At 44.9% G+C, this 17,115-nt stretch carries 17 protein-coding genes and 1 pseudogene; 11 read left to right on the top strand and 7 right to left on the bottom strand.

From position 1 onward, the window contains the following. Nucleotides 1–53: 53 nt before the first annotated feature. Complete coding sequence (locus L4D76_RS01400; protein ID WP_428439143.1) at nucleotides 54–638, bottom strand: cytochrome P460 family protein; 585 nt, start codon at nucleotides 636–638, stop codon at nucleotides 54–56. Between the two features lie 247 nt (nucleotides 639–885). On the opposite strand from L4D76_RS01400, the pseudogene L4D76_RS01395 reads away from it, so the two are divergent. From L4D76_RS01395 to L4D76_RS01370, 6 genes and pseudogenes are all read left to right on the top strand, one after another. Beyond that, a pseudogene (locus L4D76_RS01395) lies at nucleotides 886–1,263 on the top strand (nucleoside transporter C-terminal domain-containing protein); the annotation flags it as partial. A 217-nt stretch (nucleotides 1,264–1,480) separates the two neighbouring features. Continuing rightward, nucleotides 1,481–1,756 carry a hypothetical protein gene (locus L4D76_RS01390; RefSeq protein ID WP_428439142.1) on the top strand — a complete coding sequence of 92 codons (276 nt, stop codon included), beginning with the start codon at nucleotides 1,481–1,483 and terminating at the stop codon, nucleotides 1,754–1,756. A gap of 205 nt (nucleotides 1,757–1,961) precedes the next feature. Beyond that, a complete protein-coding gene (locus L4D76_RS01385; protein WP_428439141.1) occupies nucleotides 1,962–3,056 on the top strand; it encodes a TRAP transporter substrate-binding protein in 1,095 nt (364 codons plus the stop codon). Nucleotides 3,057–3,125: 69 nt separating this feature from the next. Continuing rightward, on the top strand, nucleotides 3,126–3,692 hold the full coding sequence (locus tag L4D76_RS01380) for a TRAP transporter small permease subunit (RefSeq protein WP_428439140.1): 567 nt from the start codon (nucleotides 3,126–3,128) through the stop codon (nucleotides 3,690–3,692). Between the two features lie 5 nt (nucleotides 3,693–3,697). After that, complete coding sequence (locus tag L4D76_RS01375; protein WP_428439324.1) at nucleotides 3,698–5,068, top strand: TRAP transporter large permease; 1,371 nt, start codon at nucleotides 3,698–3,700, stop codon at nucleotides 5,066–5,068. Nucleotides 5,069–5,324: 256 nt separating this feature from the next. Beyond that, a complete protein-coding gene (locus L4D76_RS01370) occupies nucleotides 5,325–5,630 on the top strand; it encodes a hypothetical protein (protein ID WP_428439139.1) in 306 nt (101 codons plus the stop codon). Between the two features lie 96 nt (nucleotides 5,631–5,726). Here the strand turns inward: L4D76_RS01370 and L4D76_RS01365 are convergent, their stop codons facing one another. The 4 genes from L4D76_RS01365 to L4D76_RS01350 form a co-directional block, all read right to left on the bottom strand. Then, nucleotides 5,727–6,377 (bottom strand): LutC/YkgG family protein, encoded by a 651-nt coding sequence (locus L4D76_RS01365; protein WP_428439138.1) that lies wholly within the window; start codon nucleotides 6,375–6,377, stop codon nucleotides 5,727–5,729. Continuing rightward, nucleotides 6,374–7,819 (bottom strand): LutB/LldF family L-lactate oxidation iron-sulfur protein, encoded by a 1,446-nt coding sequence (locus L4D76_RS01360; protein ID WP_428439137.1) that lies wholly within the window; start codon nucleotides 7,817–7,819, stop codon nucleotides 6,374–6,376. Before L4D76_RS01360 ends, L4D76_RS01365 begins: the two co-directional genes overlap by 4 nt. Before the next feature lies 1 nt (nucleotide 7,820). Next, nucleotides 7,821–8,573 carry a (Fe-S)-binding protein gene (locus L4D76_RS01355; protein ID WP_428439136.1) on the bottom strand — a complete coding sequence of 251 codons (753 nt, stop codon included), beginning with the start codon at nucleotides 8,571–8,573 and terminating at the stop codon, nucleotides 7,821–7,823. A gap of 116 nt (nucleotides 8,574–8,689) precedes the next feature. Then, nucleotides 8,690–10,387 (bottom strand): L-lactate permease, encoded by a 1,698-nt coding sequence (locus tag L4D76_RS01350; protein WP_428439135.1) that lies wholly within the window; start codon nucleotides 10,385–10,387, stop codon nucleotides 8,690–8,692. Between the two features lie 165 nt (nucleotides 10,388–10,552). Here L4D76_RS01350 and L4D76_RS01345 point away from each other — a divergent pair, with 165 nt between their 5' ends. Next, entirely contained in the window at nucleotides 10,553–11,455 is a 903-nt protein-coding gene (locus tag L4D76_RS01345) for a LysR family transcriptional regulator (protein ID WP_428439323.1), read from the top strand. Nucleotides 11,456–11,492: 37 nt separating this feature from the next. Here L4D76_RS01345 and L4D76_RS01340 read toward each other — a convergent pair whose 3' ends face one another. Then, the gene (locus L4D76_RS01340) at nucleotides 11,493–11,846 is read right to left on the bottom strand and encodes a YcgJ family protein (RefSeq protein ID WP_428439134.1); all 354 of its coding nucleotides are present in this window, start codon (nucleotides 11,844–11,846) and stop codon (nucleotides 11,493–11,495) included. Nucleotides 11,847–12,168: 322 nt separating this feature from the next. Here L4D76_RS01340 and L4D76_RS01335 point away from each other — a divergent pair, with 322 nt between their 5' ends. The 4 genes from L4D76_RS01335 to L4D76_RS01320 all read left to right on the top strand — a co-directional run bounded on the left by L4D76_RS01335 (nucleotide 12,169) and on the right by L4D76_RS01320 (nucleotide 16,445). Next, entirely contained in the window at nucleotides 12,169–12,555 is a 387-nt protein-coding gene (locus tag L4D76_RS01335) for a DUF805 domain-containing protein (protein ID WP_428439133.1), read from the top strand. 694 nt (nucleotides 12,556–13,249) lie between these two features. After that, nucleotides 13,250–14,170: a hypothetical protein gene (locus L4D76_RS01330; RefSeq protein ID WP_428439132.1), complete on the top strand. Its 921-nt coding sequence runs from the start codon at nucleotides 13,250–13,252 to the stop codon at nucleotides 14,168–14,170. Nucleotides 14,171–14,424: 254 nt separating this feature from the next. Continuing rightward, nucleotides 14,425–15,813 (top strand): sensor histidine kinase, encoded by a 1,389-nt coding sequence (locus L4D76_RS01325; RefSeq protein WP_428439131.1) that lies wholly within the window; start codon nucleotides 14,425–14,427, stop codon nucleotides 15,811–15,813. Continuing rightward, nucleotides 15,813–16,445, top strand: a complete 633-nt coding sequence (locus L4D76_RS01320; RefSeq protein WP_428439130.1) for a winged helix-turn-helix domain-containing protein — start codon at nucleotides 15,813–15,815, stop codon at nucleotides 16,443–16,445. Before L4D76_RS01325 ends, L4D76_RS01320 begins: the two co-directional genes overlap by 1 nt. Before the next feature lie 109 nt (nucleotides 16,446–16,554). Here L4D76_RS01320 and L4D76_RS01315 read toward each other — a convergent pair whose 3' ends face one another. Continuing rightward, nucleotides 16,555–17,067: a PadR family transcriptional regulator gene (locus L4D76_RS01315; protein WP_428439129.1), complete on the bottom strand. Its 513-nt coding sequence runs from the start codon at nucleotides 17,065–17,067 to the stop codon at nucleotides 16,555–16,557. Nucleotides 17,068–17,115: the final 48 nt, after the last annotated feature.

Here is a 17,115-nt window from a genome sequence, read left to right as displayed (position 1 = left end):
AAGCCTTCGGCAAGGGACGCTGTAACGTCCCTTTGCAAGCCAGCATTTTTTCATCAGTCTGGCGCTCCAGGAATGTTTGATGTTCTTTTATAACGATCGTGGTTAAACACATAATCTCCGCCTGGAGCCGTTCGATGACAGGCGATACAGCCCTCTGCCGTGCCTTCGGCAATGCGACCTGCTAGTTCCATCCCTTGAGGGTCTACATCAAGACTACCGTCCGGCTTGTACTTAACCCAGAACCAGTCTTGGTTTTCCGGGTCATATCCCGTGCGGCGATACATCACCGTTATCGCTTTCAGGTAATTAGCAGGATCATTGGCCACGGTTAGTTTGGAGACCCCTTCACCGTCATAATTGCGTTCGATGATCAGTTCGCCCTCGTTACCTCTCAGTGTCAGGCGGGTATCAACCGTATCAAGAATTGCGCCGTGTGGCGGTTGTCCCTCGTAGGGCGTTGACAGCAGGGAACCGGGTCCTACTAAGTGTTGAGTTACCATTTCGGCCCACAAGTTTTCAGAGTAGACCACATCATCCAGGCTGCCAAAAAGAGGCACTTCTTCTTCCTCTGCCAGTAGATTTGCGCTAAAGCCAGCTAAGGTCGTTGATGCAATCAGTGTTATCACCATTATTTTCATTCTTCACACCCTCGGTGTTACTCGTCTTATTAAAGATGGAACAAAAAAAACGGGATAGCCATTTTCTTTCAAGGTCATAATCACCTTATTGTTTTCTGATAGTGTCTAGCCTGAGGTGACTGACTGTATTTTAGGATTGATGGGTATTTCCTCCGGTATCATCGCCATTTTTGTCAATAAGCGGTTATTTCCCAGCCTGAATGATCGATGAAAAAAACACCTGATTGGCTCTGAGACAGAGTTCGTTGGTATTGATAACCTGAGCCTGGAATTACTGTTCGGTTACTTGTTTGCACCTGTTGCATGGTTGATTGGCGTGCCATGGTCAGAAGCAACAGTGGCGGCAAGCCTGATTGGTAAAAAAATTGCGGTTAATGAATTTGTTGCTTTTGCCGATTTAATGGCAGTGAAAGAGCAACTGAGTGAGCACTCACAGGCGATTGTAACCTTCGCATTATGTGGTTTTGCCAACCTGACGTCGATTGCAATGCTGATGGGAGGGTTAGGTGGCGTTGTACCAAGTCGTCGCCCTGATGTTGCCCGCCTCGGCATGAAAGCGATTTTTGCTGCAACGCTGTCTAACTTAATGAGCGCGACTATCGCTGGGATTTTCCTTTCATTTTAATGAAGGAACAATGAAATAATAAAGGAAAGCCCGTGCTAAAAAACACGGGCTTTTTGATAGATGTATGTAAGACCTAAGGACGATTTAATCTTAGTGAGCCGATCTCCGTAGCTTGTCTTAAATATGATATTATCGCATCTATTCCTATTCTCACTTTACTTTGATAATTGCTTTTATTAGCTTTTTATTTTGGTGATTTATTTTATCTGGAGTGGAAATGAAATCTCCTGTTGACCGGTTGCTCGTCAAACATGAAAACCTGGTGCACTCCGAAGGGGTGAAGGTTGTCTCACATACCCAGCGCGAAGATGATGACTGGGTGTTGCATACCTTAATGATTGAAGGCTGCGACGCTCCCTTTAAATTCCGCCGTAAGAAAAAGTACCGAAGCCTGAAAGGGCAGAGGGTCAATATGACGTACTATCCGGAAATCGAGACCGTGGCCGGTTTCGAGATTGAAACGATGAAAGTGGTGCGGGTAAAGATATATTGAGACTAGAACCTAGAACCTAGAACCTAGAACCCCCAATTCCTCTCCGCTCCATTCCTCGTTATTGCCCCGATTCTAATAAGCTCGGAAGAAGTGTCTATAGTTAACTGAACAGTTTGTTGATTGATGGGTTGGTGACCCCTATTTAAAGAAATAAACAAAGCTACAAAAACGTCCTAAAACACACACTAACATTGAGGAGAGCACAATGCAGTTGAAGGATGTCATCAAAAAGTTCGCAGTGTCTGCAACGATCGCGAGTGCGCTTTTAACCCCGTTTTTTGCCAATGCCGCTCAAGCGACTAAAGCTGAACACGAATGGAAAATGGTCACCACCTGGCCGAAGAACTTTCCCGGTTTAGGCACCGGGGCAAATGAGCTGGCGGATCTCATTCATGAAATGAGTGGCGGCCGTATTAAAATCAAAGTGTATGGCGCGAAAGAGCTGGTGGGGGAGTTGGAAGTTTTCGATGCTGTCTCGCGCGGAACCGCAGAGATGGGGCATGGTGCGGGCTACTACTGGAAAGGTAAAGTGCCTGCCGGTCAATTTTTCTCAGCGGTTCCCTTCGGCCTGACTGCACAGGAAATGAATGGCTGGATATACAGCGGTGGCGGCTTGGCGCTGTGGCAGGAAGCATATGCACCATTTGGTGTTATTCCTATGCCTGCGGGTAATACTGGCGTGCAGATGGGAGGCTGGTTTAACAAAGAAATTAAGACAATACGCGATCTGAAAGGCTTGAAAATGCGTATTCCAGGCCTGGCTGGTGAAGTGCTCAGACGTGCAGGTGGTACGCCAGTGCTCTTACCGGGCAGCGAAATCTTCACGGCGCTGGAAACTGGGGCGATTGATGCGACCGAATGGGTCGGCCCTTATAATGATATGGCGTTTGGTTTGCATAAAGCGGCGAAATACTACTATTTCCCGGGCTGGCATGAGCCTGGCACCACCCTTGAAGCGCTGATAAATAAGAAGGCGTTTGATAAGTTGTCGCAAGATCTGCAGTCCATTGTGCTTAATGCGACCCGTGTCGCTAACGCTAATATGCTGGCCGAATATACAGCACGTAACAATGCTGCTTTAGAGCGTTTATTGAGCGAGCATAAAATTAAGCTGCTTCCTTTTCCGCCAGAAGTGCTTGAGCAGCTTAGAGAACTGTCAGAGCAGATTGTTGCTGAGGAAGCGAAAAAAGATGCAATAAGCCAAAGAGTCTATGTCTCATATATGAAGTTCCGAGATCAGGCCTTTGACTGGCATTCTGTTTCTGAACAAGCCTTCATGAATGCAAGAAATCCGCAATAACAGATGAACTGAGCGGGCCGATGGCTCGCTTTCTTTACCTCGACTTGATTTTGCTAATGAGAGTTGCGTATGGATGCACCTCCTCCTTTTCTTATTCGTCTCGTCAGGGGAATTAATCGTTTCAGTGATCTGATCGGTCGGGTGGTTTCATGGTTTGTATTAGCTATTGTTGTTATCACTTTTGTGGTGGTGGTGATGCGCTATGTTTTCGATCTCGGCTCAGTTTTTCTGCAGGAATCGATCCTGTATTTCCACAATTATGTGATTATGCTGGGCGCAGCGTATGCCTTTTTGAAAGGTGCTCATGTCCGGGTTGATATTTTATATCGTCCAATGACCGAGAAGAATAAAGCCTGGGTAGATTTACTGGGCTTCTTTTTGTTATTACTGCCGACCTGTCTGTTCATCTTCTACATTTCATGGGAATACGTTGCTTTCTCATGGCAGGTGTCAGAAGGTTCGCAAGAATCGGGCGGCATCAATGCACGTTATATTTTTAAAACATCGATTTTATTGATGCCGGCCCTGATGATTGTTCAAGGCTTTGCTGAATGCCTGAAAGCCATATTGGTTATCGCAGGCTTTGAGGCTGAAGAAAAAGCACTGGATGAGCATGAAGAGGAGCACGGATTATGACTGAGCTGCTTCCATTATTGCTTTTCATTGTGGTTTTTATTGTATTGTTGATTGGTTATCCGGTTGCCTTCTCTCTGGCTGGTTCCGCACTGATATTTGCCGCGATTGGGTATTATACCGAGACGTTTGATCCGGTTTTTTTAGAAGCGATCCCTAACCGGATTCAGGGCATTTTGTCGAATCAACTGCTGATCGCCATTCCATTATTTGTCTTCATGGGTGTAATGCTGGAAAAATCGAAGATTGCTGAACAACTGCTCGATACCATGGGGCAGGTATTTGGCAGTATGCCGGGTGGGCTTGGACTGTCGGTGACGTTTGTGGGTATGTTGCTGGCTGCCAGTACCGGTATTGTTGGTGCGACAGTGGTGACGATGGGCTTATTGTCATTGCCAACCATGATGCGCAGGGGTTATTGCGCGGAAGTCGCCACCGGCACTATCTGCGCATCAGGAACATTAGGGCAAATCATTCCACCCTCCATTGTCCTGATTCTGCTGGGGGACGTGGTGTCATCGTCCTATCAGCAGGCTCAGCTTGATCAGGGTATTTTTGCCCCGGACAGCGTCACTGTGGGTGATCTGTTTCTTGGCGCGTTAATCCCGGGATTCATTCTGGTTGGGTTATATTCACTGTATTTGATTGTTCTCGCGGTTATCTCTCCCGAAAAAGTACCGCCAATTCCGGAGCAAGAGCGTAAGACCAGCACTGAACTGTGGATGCAGGTTCTCACCGTTCTTATCCCTCCCATCCTATTGATCGTATTGGTGCTGGGTTCAATTCTCGGAGGGATTGCCACCCCGACAGAAGCGGCATCGGTCGGTTCGGTTGGCGCAATATTGCTGGCTTGGTTTAAACGTACCTTCAGCCTTAATATCTTACGGCAGGTCATGCGCAGTACCACCGAAGTCACTACCATGGTCTTTATGATTTTGATTGGTGCATCGGTGTTCTCGCTGGTATTCCGCGGCTTTGGTGGTGACGACTTAGTGAGAGACTTTCTCACCAATTTACCGAGTGGTGTATTCGGCGCTGTGTTACTGGTAATGATTGTGATGTTCCTGCTGGGTTTCTTCCTCGATTTTATCGAAATCATCTTTGTGGTGATCCCGATCGTCGGTCCGATCTTGCTTAGTATGGATATTGATCCGATCTGGCTGGGGATCATGATCGCCTTGAACCTGCAAACCTCCTTCCTGACACCGCCATTTGGCTTCTCGCTGTTTTACCTGCGCGGCGTCGCACCAGACTCTATCTCAACCCAGCAAATTTACCGTGGGGTCATGCCATTTATTGTTATCCAGCTATTTGTTATTGGCATGTTGGCCTATTGGCCAGCACTGGCAACCTGGTTACCGAACATGGTGTATGGATAAGCTAGTGTACTGATTGTTATGCTATACAGTTCATACTGGTTGTTTTAAACGCTGGGTAAATATAGTCCATCAGGCTGACTGGTTGTTGCCATGCGGACTGTACTGACAAATAGTAAAATCACAGGTTTTTACTGCTCGTTTTAAACGCTGGGCAGTGAAATTGTTTGAATATAATAATAACAGCCCAAAAAAGCTCACAACGATATCCTTCATCTATACTTTTAACAGTGATTACATAGTGACCAGAGTGAGAGACATGTACGCAAAATATCGATCTTATACATTAGCTGGAAAAGAGCATCTTCATGCACATCTTGCGGTCAACCCTACCGGGTTTATTGATGTCGAGATTATGGAGCAGCACAAAAAACTTAACGCTGAGTTTGAAGATTTATGCTTTGAATATCATGGTGATACAACCGAATTGGATTGTGTTGAACATTGCAAACCCAAGCATAAACTGTGGCATATTGATCTTTCTTGTAATGATGCCAAAGAACTCACCACGTTAATTGATGACGCCAAAGAGGAGTATGAAATTCTAATGCGGGATCTTTGTTGATTTTCTGCATAATCGACAATGACGCACCCTATACAAACAACAACTCCACACCACTCATATTTATATTCATCATACATCTGTATGATGTTTTTTTTGCTATACATCCTCAATTAAGATCACAACCAGTTGGCTTGGGCCGTGGGCGCCGTAGGCTAGGGTTTGCTGAATATCTGCTGTTTTTGACGGGCCGGAGATCAGTACGGCATTGGTTGGCATACCGCTTTGCCATGCCTGCTCTGTCATGAGTGAAGTGAAATTATTGGTGATAGTAGATTGTCTGATCAGAGCAATATGGCAAGGCGGCACTAATGACAGAGTACGAGGTTCGTCATGGTTCGGCCACAGCACCAGTGCGCCGGTATCGGCAATGCCTGCGAGGCAATGGGTTATTCCCCCATCAACATCATCAAATAGCTCACCTTTCCAGTCATTTATATCACGATCAAATATCACGGTATCGGTATGCTGGGTGGCTTTAAGCAGATCCTGATGAAATTCCCCCCCAGCTCCCAGTGCGATACGTTTAAGTGCTTTGCTGGCAATCACATTATCCACAACATCGACCAGGTGATCGTTACTGGTGGTAATAACCTCAGCATGGCTGGCGGTTAAGCAATCGATAAATCGCTGCTTCTTGTCGGTTTCTGTTGCCGATTGCCATGGCTGATAGATTATTGTTTCTTGTGGCTTCGGTTGCGCCCCGGCATCACGCAGACGGGATAAAATCGTATTTCTGGCGTTACTCATGATTTGCCACCTCGTTTGTGAGCTTTGATTAACTGGTGCAAGGTATTATCTGCCGGCTTTGGCGCTGTACGGCATTGGGTCCAGGCGCCTAAATTTTTCGGCATTAAGGCTTTCATCTTCGTTGCCGACCAGGTGCCTGCGTGATAAATCGACGGGTGCGACGCTGCAAAGGCAAAGCCCTTCATTGCTAATGATTCGGCAGTGCTGGCTGCTGATTGCTGTCCGACAATGGCTTCGGTTCCCGGATTGGGTGGATTTTTGGCTTCGTGACGCAAGCGTTGCAGCAATTCAGGGATAGGAATACGTACCGGGCACACTTCACCGCAGGCACCACATAGGGTTGAAGCAGTAACTAGATCTTTGGTTTTATCCAATCCCATCATATGTGGTGAAATGATCTTCCCTATCGGACCGGGGTAGACGGTGCCATAGGCGTGGCCGCCAATACGGGTATAAACCGGACAGTGGTTCATGCAGGCACCACAGCGAATACACTGTAAGGTTTTTCGCATTTCCTCATCGCGATAAGCTTGTGAGCGACCGTTGTCCAGCAGTACCAAATGGACTTCTTTCGGGCCGTCTAATTCACCTTCCCGACGGGGCGAGCTGATCATATTGAAATAGGTTGTAATGGCTTGGCCCGTTGCCGAGCGGGTCAGGGCACTGTAGAGCGGTGGAACGTCAGTCAGAAACTCCACCACTTTTTCGATACCGGTAATGGCCACATGTACGTCAGGCACAGTGGTACACATGCGCCCATTGCCTTCATTTTCCACCAGACACAGGGTACCGGTTTCGGCAACAGCAAAGTTAACACCGGATAAACCGATATCGGCATCGCGGAATTTCTCTCTTAGTTTACGGCGGCCGGTTTGGATAAGCTCGTCAACATTGAGGGTTGGGGTAAAGTCATCGAGGTTTTCTGCAAAAGTGTCGCTGACTTCCTGCTTGTTTTTGTGGATTGCCGGCATGATGATATGGGAAGGCTTATCGCCATCGAGCTGGACAATATATTCCCCCATATCACTTTCTAAACACTCGATGCCAAGCTTGGCCATTTCATGGTTGAGTTCTATTTCTTCACTCACCATGGATTTGCCTTTAATAATGTTTTTCGCGTGGTGCTTCCGGGCAATTGCAGCAATGATGCTATTGGCTTCGGCGTCGTCTTGTGCCCAGTGAACTTGAATACCGTTGCGGGTGCAGTTAGCCTCCAGCTGTTCCAGCAAGTCGGGCAGTTTGCTCAGACAGCGCTGGCGAATGGCTTCAGAGAGATCTCGAATACGCTTTTCTTCATCATGGTCGGAAAAGGCCGTCTTGCGCTTATCTTGCAGATAATCCATCGCGCCACGAAAGTTCTGACGCAGTTGCTGATCGGCTAGTGCCGCTTTGGCTTGCGAGTGGAATAACTGTGGTGTTGGTTCTGGTTTATGCGCTGCCATGTTATTTTCCTCCCGTGCGTTCCAGCAAGAAACTGGCAAGGTGACGACCGCGCATTGTTTTACCCTGATACTCCAGCGCTCCGTTGATATTAAGCAGACAGCCCCAGTCAGCACTGACTAACTGGCTGGCTTGGGTGTCAGACAGGTGTCGGGTTTTATCTTCTACCATCGCTTGGCTGATGTCAGGATGGCGAACGGCAAACGTACCGCCGAATCCACAGCACTCACTTTCATAGGCTTGTTCGCGCAGCTCTACGTTGTCGAGCTGATTGAGTAGTTGAGTTGCGGTAACGTGGACATTCATTTCCCGGCGAGCCGCGCAGGATGTATGCATGACGACAGAAGTGGTTTCCCCCTGATCGCTGAGTTTCACACGGCAGACATTAACCAGAAACTCAGTCAGTTCAAATACGCGGTCACAAAAGGTATCGACTTGAGCTTGGTTATCATCAGCTTTAAACAGGCGGCGATAGTGGTGATGCATCATGCCGCCGCAAGAGCCGGACAAGACAATGACGGGCCAGTTTTCTTCAAATAGGGCCATCTGGCTGATGGCAACTTGTTTAGCTTCCTTATCGTAACCTGAGCTGTAAGCGGGCTGGCCACAGCAGGTTTGTTTTTCGACAAAGATGACCTCGATTCCCTGTTGCTCCAATAGGGTAATGGCATCAAGACCGGCTTGTGGGTCGAACATGTCGACCAGGCATGTGGCGTAGAAGTACACTTTTTCCGGCTTTGCAGGGTAGATACGCATTCTATTACTCCTGATATCTTTGTTACTGATACCTTTGCAACAGCCCGGCTCAAGGCTATTTTCTCAATTGCTAGAACCGCGCAGTGACAAAATCTGTTGAATTATTTCTTGTCTGGTTACTTGGCTAGCATTAATGCATCGGAGATATTGAAGCTGTAAATAATGGCTAAACCAATCAGCCCTGTCATTACAAGATAGTAGAATGTCGGGATAACGGTTTTACGTAATGTCGCCCCTTCACGCCCGAGTAAACCGACGGTGGCAGATGCTGCAACAACATTGTGAATGGCGATCATGTTACCGGCTGCTGCGCCCACCGCTTGAAGTGCAACCATTGTCGCACTGGATACACTCAAGGTTTGTGCAACTTCAAACTGGAATTGGCTGAACATCATGTTTGATACAGTATTGGAGCCGGCGATAAATGCACCCAGCGCACCAACCGTGGGACTAAGAGCCGGGAAGAAGTCACCCACCAGACCAGAAGCAAAGTGTGCTGTGGTGACAGGCATACTGGCTAGATCTGAGGCGTTGACACCGGAGTTAATGAAAATACGGACCATAGGAATGGTAAAGACCAAAACAAATCCCGCGCCAACCAGCGTCTTGCTCGATTCACCAAAGGCTTTGATTAAAGGTGATGCTTTACGCGATTGCAGAACTGCCGCAAGAAGGGCAACGAAAACAAGGATTCCGCCAGGTAAATACAGTGGCTGAATGGCAGCGCTGATCCCGGTTTCGCCCAGAATATTACCGAATGATAAGCTGATGCTGACTAAGAAACCTTTAAAGTCTGCACTGACACGGCTGGCAACCAGTACAACGGCTAATAGAACATACGGTGCCCAGGCCAGTGCCATATTCATTGGCTTTTTCTCGCTCTCAGTCAGATCCATTTTCAGAGAGCCAAGCCATTCTTGTGGCCATTTATCTTCACTTTCGAAATCCCAGTGTTTTTTAGGGACTAAGAATCCTTTTTTCGCCGCCGTTACCACGATAGCCAGACCGACAAGACCACCAATCAGGGACGGGAACTCAGGCCCAAGAAACACGCCAGTTAATGCATAAGGAATGGTGAATGCAAGGCCGGCAAAAATAGCAAACGGCAGAATTTCCAGCCCTTCTCTCCAGCATTTTTTCTTACCAAAGAAGCGAGTTAGCATCATTGCCATTAGTACAGGAATTAGCGTTCCCACTGTTGCGTGAATGACGGCAACATTGCTGGTGATTTGTTGTAGGTAAACATCCCAGCTGGAACCATTTGCAATCAGGGATTCTGTAATGTTATGGGTATCCAATCCTTTGTTAACACCAACAATAATAGGTGTACCAACCGCGCCGAAAGATACCGGGGTTGACTGAATCATCATGCCCATCACAACTGCAGCCAGAGCCGGGAAACCGATAGCAACTAAAAGAGGAGCGGCAATAGCAGCAGGAGTACCGAAGCCCGAAGCCCCTTCGATAAATGAACCAAAACACCATGCGATGATAATCGCTTGTACCCGGCGATCGGTTGAAATATCTGTAAAGCCGTTTCGAATGGTTGAAATGGCTCCGGTGTGCTTCAGCGTATTAAGCAAGAAAATAGCCCCGAAGACTATCCATAATACTGCGACCGTAATGACTAGCCCTTGAAGGGATGAGGCGATGACTCGGGTTGGCGACATATCCCATACAAAAAGGGCGATGACCGCAGTGAGTATGAAAGCCACAGGCATGGCTCGCTTGGCGGGCCAGTTTAATCCCACCAGGAGTATGGCGGCGACCAAAATGGGGGAAAATGCGATTAACGCGAGTAGGGTATCGTTCATGATATTACTTCCTTTCCTTCGTACAGCGTTTTCGTCGTGATATATCGGCTTGGTATTTATTGTTACAAGTGTAAGTAGGATGTTGCTCAAATGTGACCTTACGCCTTTCATTTTTTTTGATATATGGAAATAATGAAAAAGATTAATTCCAAAAGTTGATGAATGATGGCTAGAGCAGATGATTTGATTCTATTTGTCCAGGTGGTAGAGAGCGGCTCTTTCAGTAAAGTGGCCGAGTTAAATTCACTTACAAATTCGGTGGTTAGTAAGCGTATCGCCCGGTTGGAGGAAGATTTAGGGGTGCAGCTTTTGTACCGGACAACCCGGAAACTCACGCTAAGCGAGGCGGGAAAAGTGCTTTATCAGGGTGCTAAAAATGTGAAGCAGGCGACGATTGAAGCGATTGATGCCGTGTCTGGCTACGGTGAAAGCGTCACCGGACATGTCAAAATGTCGGTGCCAACGATTTCTGGCGATTTACTGCTGGCCGATGCTGTGGCTGAGTTTTGTTCCCAGCATCCGGGCATGAGCGTAGATATGTCTCTTGAAAATAGCTTTGTGGACTTGGTGGAGGAAGGATACGACCTGGTTATTCGTACTGGTTACTTGGAAGACTCCAGCCTGATAGCCCGTCATATTCTCGATTCGCAATGGGTAATTTGTGCAGCTCCGGCTTATATCCAACGTTTTGGGAAACCAGTGGCACCGGAAGAATTGGTAGATCACAATTGTTTGCAATACGCCTATCAGACGACAGGTGCCAGTGAATGGGAATTTAAAAGAAATAAAGGCACCTACATTGTGACGGTATCCGGCAACTTCTCGACCGACAACGCCACCGCCTTAAGAAAAGCGGCGCTTGGCGGTTATGGTCTTGCTTATGTACCAAGATGCCTAGTGTATCACGATATACGAAAGGGTGATCTGATTGATGTCTTTCCTGATCTCGTCGGCAAAAAACTCGGTATCTATGCGGTGTATCCGTTTACCCGTCAGCCGCCACAGAAAATACGTTTGTTAATTGAGCATATTCGTGAGCGTTATTTGGCAATTAAGGAATATTTCTAATGGCGGTGTTTTTGCTGTAAATAAATAAACAAATCAACTACTTAAACAAGGTGTTAGTGAAGTTGATTTGTTTTTCATCGGTAAAACGAGAGATAAAACAGGCCCGCTGGAATGAATCGCAATAAACACCATTACTGAGTATATAACTGGTCGTTTCGAAGTTTCTGCTACCTACTCGATTGATCTTTTTCGTCATTGCCGCTTGGGCATCATCACCGAGGTATTGTTGAGTCAATGCCATCGAGATACCGAATGAATCAACGCAGAATCCAGCTCTCTCGTCACAGATGATCCCGCGTTCCGGTGAGTAGATATTTCTAGCCAGCTCAGTGTTTGCCCAGGCTGAACTCAGTACGACAGACAATGCGAGACCTGCCAGTAATTTGTACATGATCACTCCTGCTTAATAGGCAATTGATGTATTCATAGATAAGAATAGCAGTTTGATCAACGGGTAAAATTCGAATTTGCGAACCTTTCAAAGGTATCTTAGGTTGAACTGTAAGAATGTCAGGACAAAATTTTGCAACGGTCATTGTGGGATATTCTTATTAAAGACTTTGATATTGCGGCATTTATTTTAGGGGAACACCACAGTTGGGCTGAAGGTATGAAAGAAAAATGCGTTTTTTGCAATAAGTGGCGGCATTTTTTTTCGAACATACTAAAGTTCATGTATACCATTGATCATATTGATATAAAAAGGTGAAAGAATGAATTGGTATTTGCATGTTTTAAAGAATTACGCCGTATTTAGGGGGCGAGCACAGAGACAAGAGTATTGGTACTTCTTTCTGTTTAATATACTCATTAGCATTGCGTTTAGTTTTGTCGATACTTTGTTGGCTACTCCCGGCATTGAAGAAGGTGCCGGTGTTCTTGGCACTATCTATTCATTAGCGGTTCTGATCCCGAGTATTGCTGTGGGTGTGCGTCGTCTTCACGATACCGGGCGTACAGGCTGGTGGATGCTAATTGGTCTGATCCCTTTGATTGGTGCGTTAGTACTGATTTATTTCTTCGTGCAAGACAGTCAGCCAGGCACGAACGAATACGGCGCTAACCCTAAAAATGGTGAAGAAGGGCAGTTTATCGTTTGATGTTAATAAAACTGTTCTAGAAGCGGTTAGCAATTTTGACTGCAACATGAAATAACACAATGATATGGGGTAACCTACTGTCCTGTTCTTAACTGGCCTTGGCCATTTGTTATATGTTGGCAAGGCTAGATGAAACAATTTTGGTCGATTACGAATAACAAGAACGTCACTCAGTGATCGCTCTGCGTCGATAAGCGACCATGGTGGTCTCTGAGTTATATCAATTGACATGACTACTTGAATTTTAATGAATATTATTACCATTCTCGTTTGGCTGTGATATCCGACTTCGCGCTTCCTTCAATTTCCTCGAAAGTGTTTTATAACCATTTCAAAGCCTTATCATGATTTGGTCTCAACTTTAAGACTGACATTGCAATATTTATTTAAGGTTTTCCTCTTTTTATTAAAAAAAGTACAAATTTCATATAAATAAGAATAATGATGCAAGTTCTGGCGAAATCTTACTTGTAAGCATAAATCTTAAATCATTCTACAATTAGACGATGCAAGATGAATCAACTATTAATCTGTAAGCATGCAAATATTTATGCTGCGATATGGGGGGTTCGGTCGGCTTAAACAGAAGTAAAAATAGAAATGAATTTGCGGCGGGTGAATCTTGTTCATCGAATGTAGGTCAATACCGTTGATCAGTAAAATCTATACCGCAAAATGTTTACGGAGAATCGTAATGTATATCAAGAACGTAATTATGGCTGCTGTGGCTATCTGTCTAGGTATGTCATTTAATGTCTTTGCTGCTAATGCTAATGCTAATGCTCATGGCAATGGCAATGGCAATGGCAATTACAGTAGTCAGTACAGTGATAATGATAAGTACAGCGACAGTGATCATTACAGCGACACTGAAAGTGACAGTGATCAGTACAGCGACACCGAAAGCGACAGTGATCAGTACAGTGACACCGAAAGTGACAATGATCAATACAGCGACAGTAAGGACAGTTATGAACCATATGATGAGGATACAAAACAGCGGCTGGCTTTGAATTTGGTTGGTAAAGGAGACATGTACGAAAAGTATGTTCCTGATATCGACGGAGATAATAATCCTGATCTTGCATCTTGTTTTGATGTTGATCTAAAAAATATTGCCGACGGGGAACTGGTAGGTACGGCGACAGATTGCCTTTCAGATATAACACCTGCAGGTAGTGGCGAAGGTGTGAAATTAATCGGCACCACATTTTTTAACTTACCAAACGGTCAAATTGTTACCCGTGGACTTACCACCGTTCAGCCAACCCTACAGGACACGGTGACACCGGATGGTGAGTATATTACCCATATTACCGGCGCTTCCAGCGATAAGAACAGCGTACTGAAGGCGACAGGTGACTATAAGTGGTATCGGGGTACCGTGCGGTTGTCTGGGATGGTGAACTTAACTGAGTTTACGAATTCAGTCGGTGATCCGATCTTCTTTGACTGCCTGTTTATTATCGATCTGAAGAAAATCAATAATAAACATCCACACTGGTATAAGTGGTACAAAAAGTATTTCGGTCAAAACTATCATAAGGCTCATTACGGCTACGGTGGTGATGGTTCCTACGAGCAAGACGATTCGTATAACGCCCCTTATGAATAACCTTATGTATGATGACTCGTATGAAGTCCCTCATGATGCAATCGACACTAACAGCACATCATCAAGCTTTTGGTGATTAATGCGGAAATTACATTCGAGTTTAAAGAGAAAAAGCCTAAAGCTGCTTGCTTTAGGCTTTTTGTTTCTCGGTAGAATTACTGCTGTGCCATTTTCCATTCATAGACAAAGCTCAAACAAATAATCTTCGCATAATGCTATCTTGTTCTACTTTATCCAGAGATCAGAGTACTTCAATGCAAGAACTTTTCGTATTTAGTCTCTATATGCTTTATGGCTTAATTTTTGTTGCCATTGGTTTTACTATCTTTTTTCGTGATTTGCGATTTAGTCATCTCTCTATTGCCTCTGCGCTTCCAACGTTAGCTATCTTTGGTTTTATCCATGGACTTCATGAGTGGTCTGAATTATATCTGCACGTGTATCAAGAAGATTTGTTGATGCACCAGACAGTAAAGATATTAAAAGTGGTAAAACTTTGGACTTCATTTATCGCTTTGGGCTATTTTGCTCTACAAATGCTCGCGATGACCAAATGGCGTTTTCGGTCACAGCTTACGTTTATTACCCAAGCTGTCACCGCGTTTTTTTTTATTGGTGTCGTTTATCGTTATTTCTCCCAAGACCTCTATGAATTTGTAAGACAAACCACATTTCAAATACGATGGCTATTTGGTTCTGGTGCGGGAGTGTTAGCTGGCGCCGCCCTGATGAATTATTCCAAGAAGCTGAAGCAGGAAGAGCGTAAAGCTGCAGGAGCTGTAGGGTACTTAGGCATTTCTATCATCATTTATGGATTGTTCGCAGGGCTATTTTATATAGAACATATAATAGTAGGTCCTATGATCCGTACTGTGTTAGCTCTGGTGATGTTGATCTATCTAAGAAAAACACTTGAACTGTTTGATGCTGAAAGACAGCAGCAAATCGAACGTTCACTTCAAAAAGTGCTGCATAATGATAAATTGAGAGATATTGGTGAGTTGGCCTCAGGTATTGCTCACGAAATAAAAACGCCGTTAAGTAGCGCTTTGATGCGATGTGATTTGCTTGAAAAACAAATGGCTATAAGTGAATACGATCAGGCTAACGCACAGAGGCAACTTGCACATATTCGCAAAGGGCTGTTGAAAGCGGCTCATATTAGCCAGGAGTTACTTCAATTCTCGCATAAACGTATGCCTGTTAAACAAAGGCTTTCTGTTGCTGAATTGATTAAGGAATCGCTTGAATTAATGGCCCATCGATTAAATGATTTCCAAGTAGAAATTGATATTCCGATAGATTTATATTTTTATGCGGACAAAGAACAACTAGAAGATGTGGTGATCAATATTGTCAATAACGCTATTGATGCCTCGATTGATAAGAAAGTTATTTTTATTCATGCTGAGCAGAGAGGATTACGCATTAAGTTATCCATTACTGACTTTGGAACTGGAATTGATGACAGTATTAAGGATAAAGTGTTATTACCATTTTTTACCACTAAGGATAAAAGTACTGGCACGGGGCTTGGGTTAACACTTAGTCAAAAAGTTTTAGAACAGAATCAAGGAAAGCTAAGCCTTAACAATACAAAAAGTGGATTGTGTGTGGAAATTGAACTAGCAATGGAGAGCTAATGAGCCTTAAATTACTCCTGGCTGAAGATGACTTAGATTTACGAGAAGTTATCACTGAAGCTTTAACACTTGATGGCTTTGAAGTCACCGCATGTGAAAGTGCTGAACAAGCAATAAGTTGCGCTATGCGACACCGTTACGATATTGCATTATTGGATTTTGTGATGGGCGGGATAAGTGGTATTGATGCTATCGCAGTTCTAAAACAAACCGATCCTAATATTGGAATCGTGATCGTGACGGCTTTTGGGACGATTGACACTGCGGTAGACGCGATGAAAAAAGGGGCGGATGAATTTTTAACTAAGCCTTTTAACTTACAAACGCTCTCTGTCACGTTGAAAAAAGTACATGCAGAAAAATCATTAAAGTCCCCCCCAGTCGATAAAGATAGCGACTTAGTATTTAGTGCGTTATCGAACCCGATCCGGCGTAATGTTATCCATCAATTGAAAATACATCAAAGGCTCAAGTTTATGGATTTGTGTCGTTTAGTGGGTATTGAAGATCATACCAAGTTTAATTTTCATCTACGCCAGTTAACAAAAAGTGGTTTAGTTTCTAAAGATGATGAAAAAACCTACTTCTTAACTAGGATGGGAATTGATATTGAATCACGTATTTTAATGTAGCTATTGCGTGTGAATGAGTGATAAAGCACGCTAAAGATCTTGGCTCTATGCGGCATGTAGCTTTAAACATGCCTCAAAATTCAACTCTGAAGTGCGACACTCGATATAATCAAGCCGCTTGCTGTTTGGCGTTCTGCCCGAGATGCTTTAGCACGTCAGCGCAATAGTCCAGTTCGGCGGTATGATGATAAATCTCGCGGCACATGGATAGATGCTCAACAGGGCAATCCTCTTTTATCATTTTTGTTTTGAGCAATAAAATCGCCGCAGTCAGTTGCTCAGCGAGAGTTTCAAAATATTTTTTGTTGCCAGAATTAATCATAACCGTGCGGATGCTGTGAACCGGAGAAATGCTCGGAGTCGTGTTTTTTGCGGCGGCCTCAATAGCAGCTTGACCAGCAGCTGTGATTGAATACGGTTTACGGTTTGGCTTGCCATCTTGCTGGACGGTTGTGAACGTAACCAGCCCCAATTTATCCAGCTTTACCAGTTCACGATATACCTGTTGATGAGATGAACGCCATACGTGGCTTTTTGACATAGACTGAGTTAATTCATAGCCAGTTGCGTTTCCATTCAGCAGCGAAAATAAAATGTGCATTGCTAGATTACTTAATTCCATTTTGGTTTCCTTTTATCTACTTTGTTTCGGTGCTTACAGATAGCCCCT

It is taken from the genome of Photobacterium sagamiensis, assembly GCF_050337085.1.
GTDB classification, from domain to species: domain Bacteria; phylum Pseudomonadota; class Gammaproteobacteria; order Enterobacterales; family Vibrionaceae; genus Photobacterium; species Photobacterium sagamiensis.
Note: the sequence above shows the minus strand (reverse complement) of the source record. Positions and strands in the feature narration are given on the sequence as shown.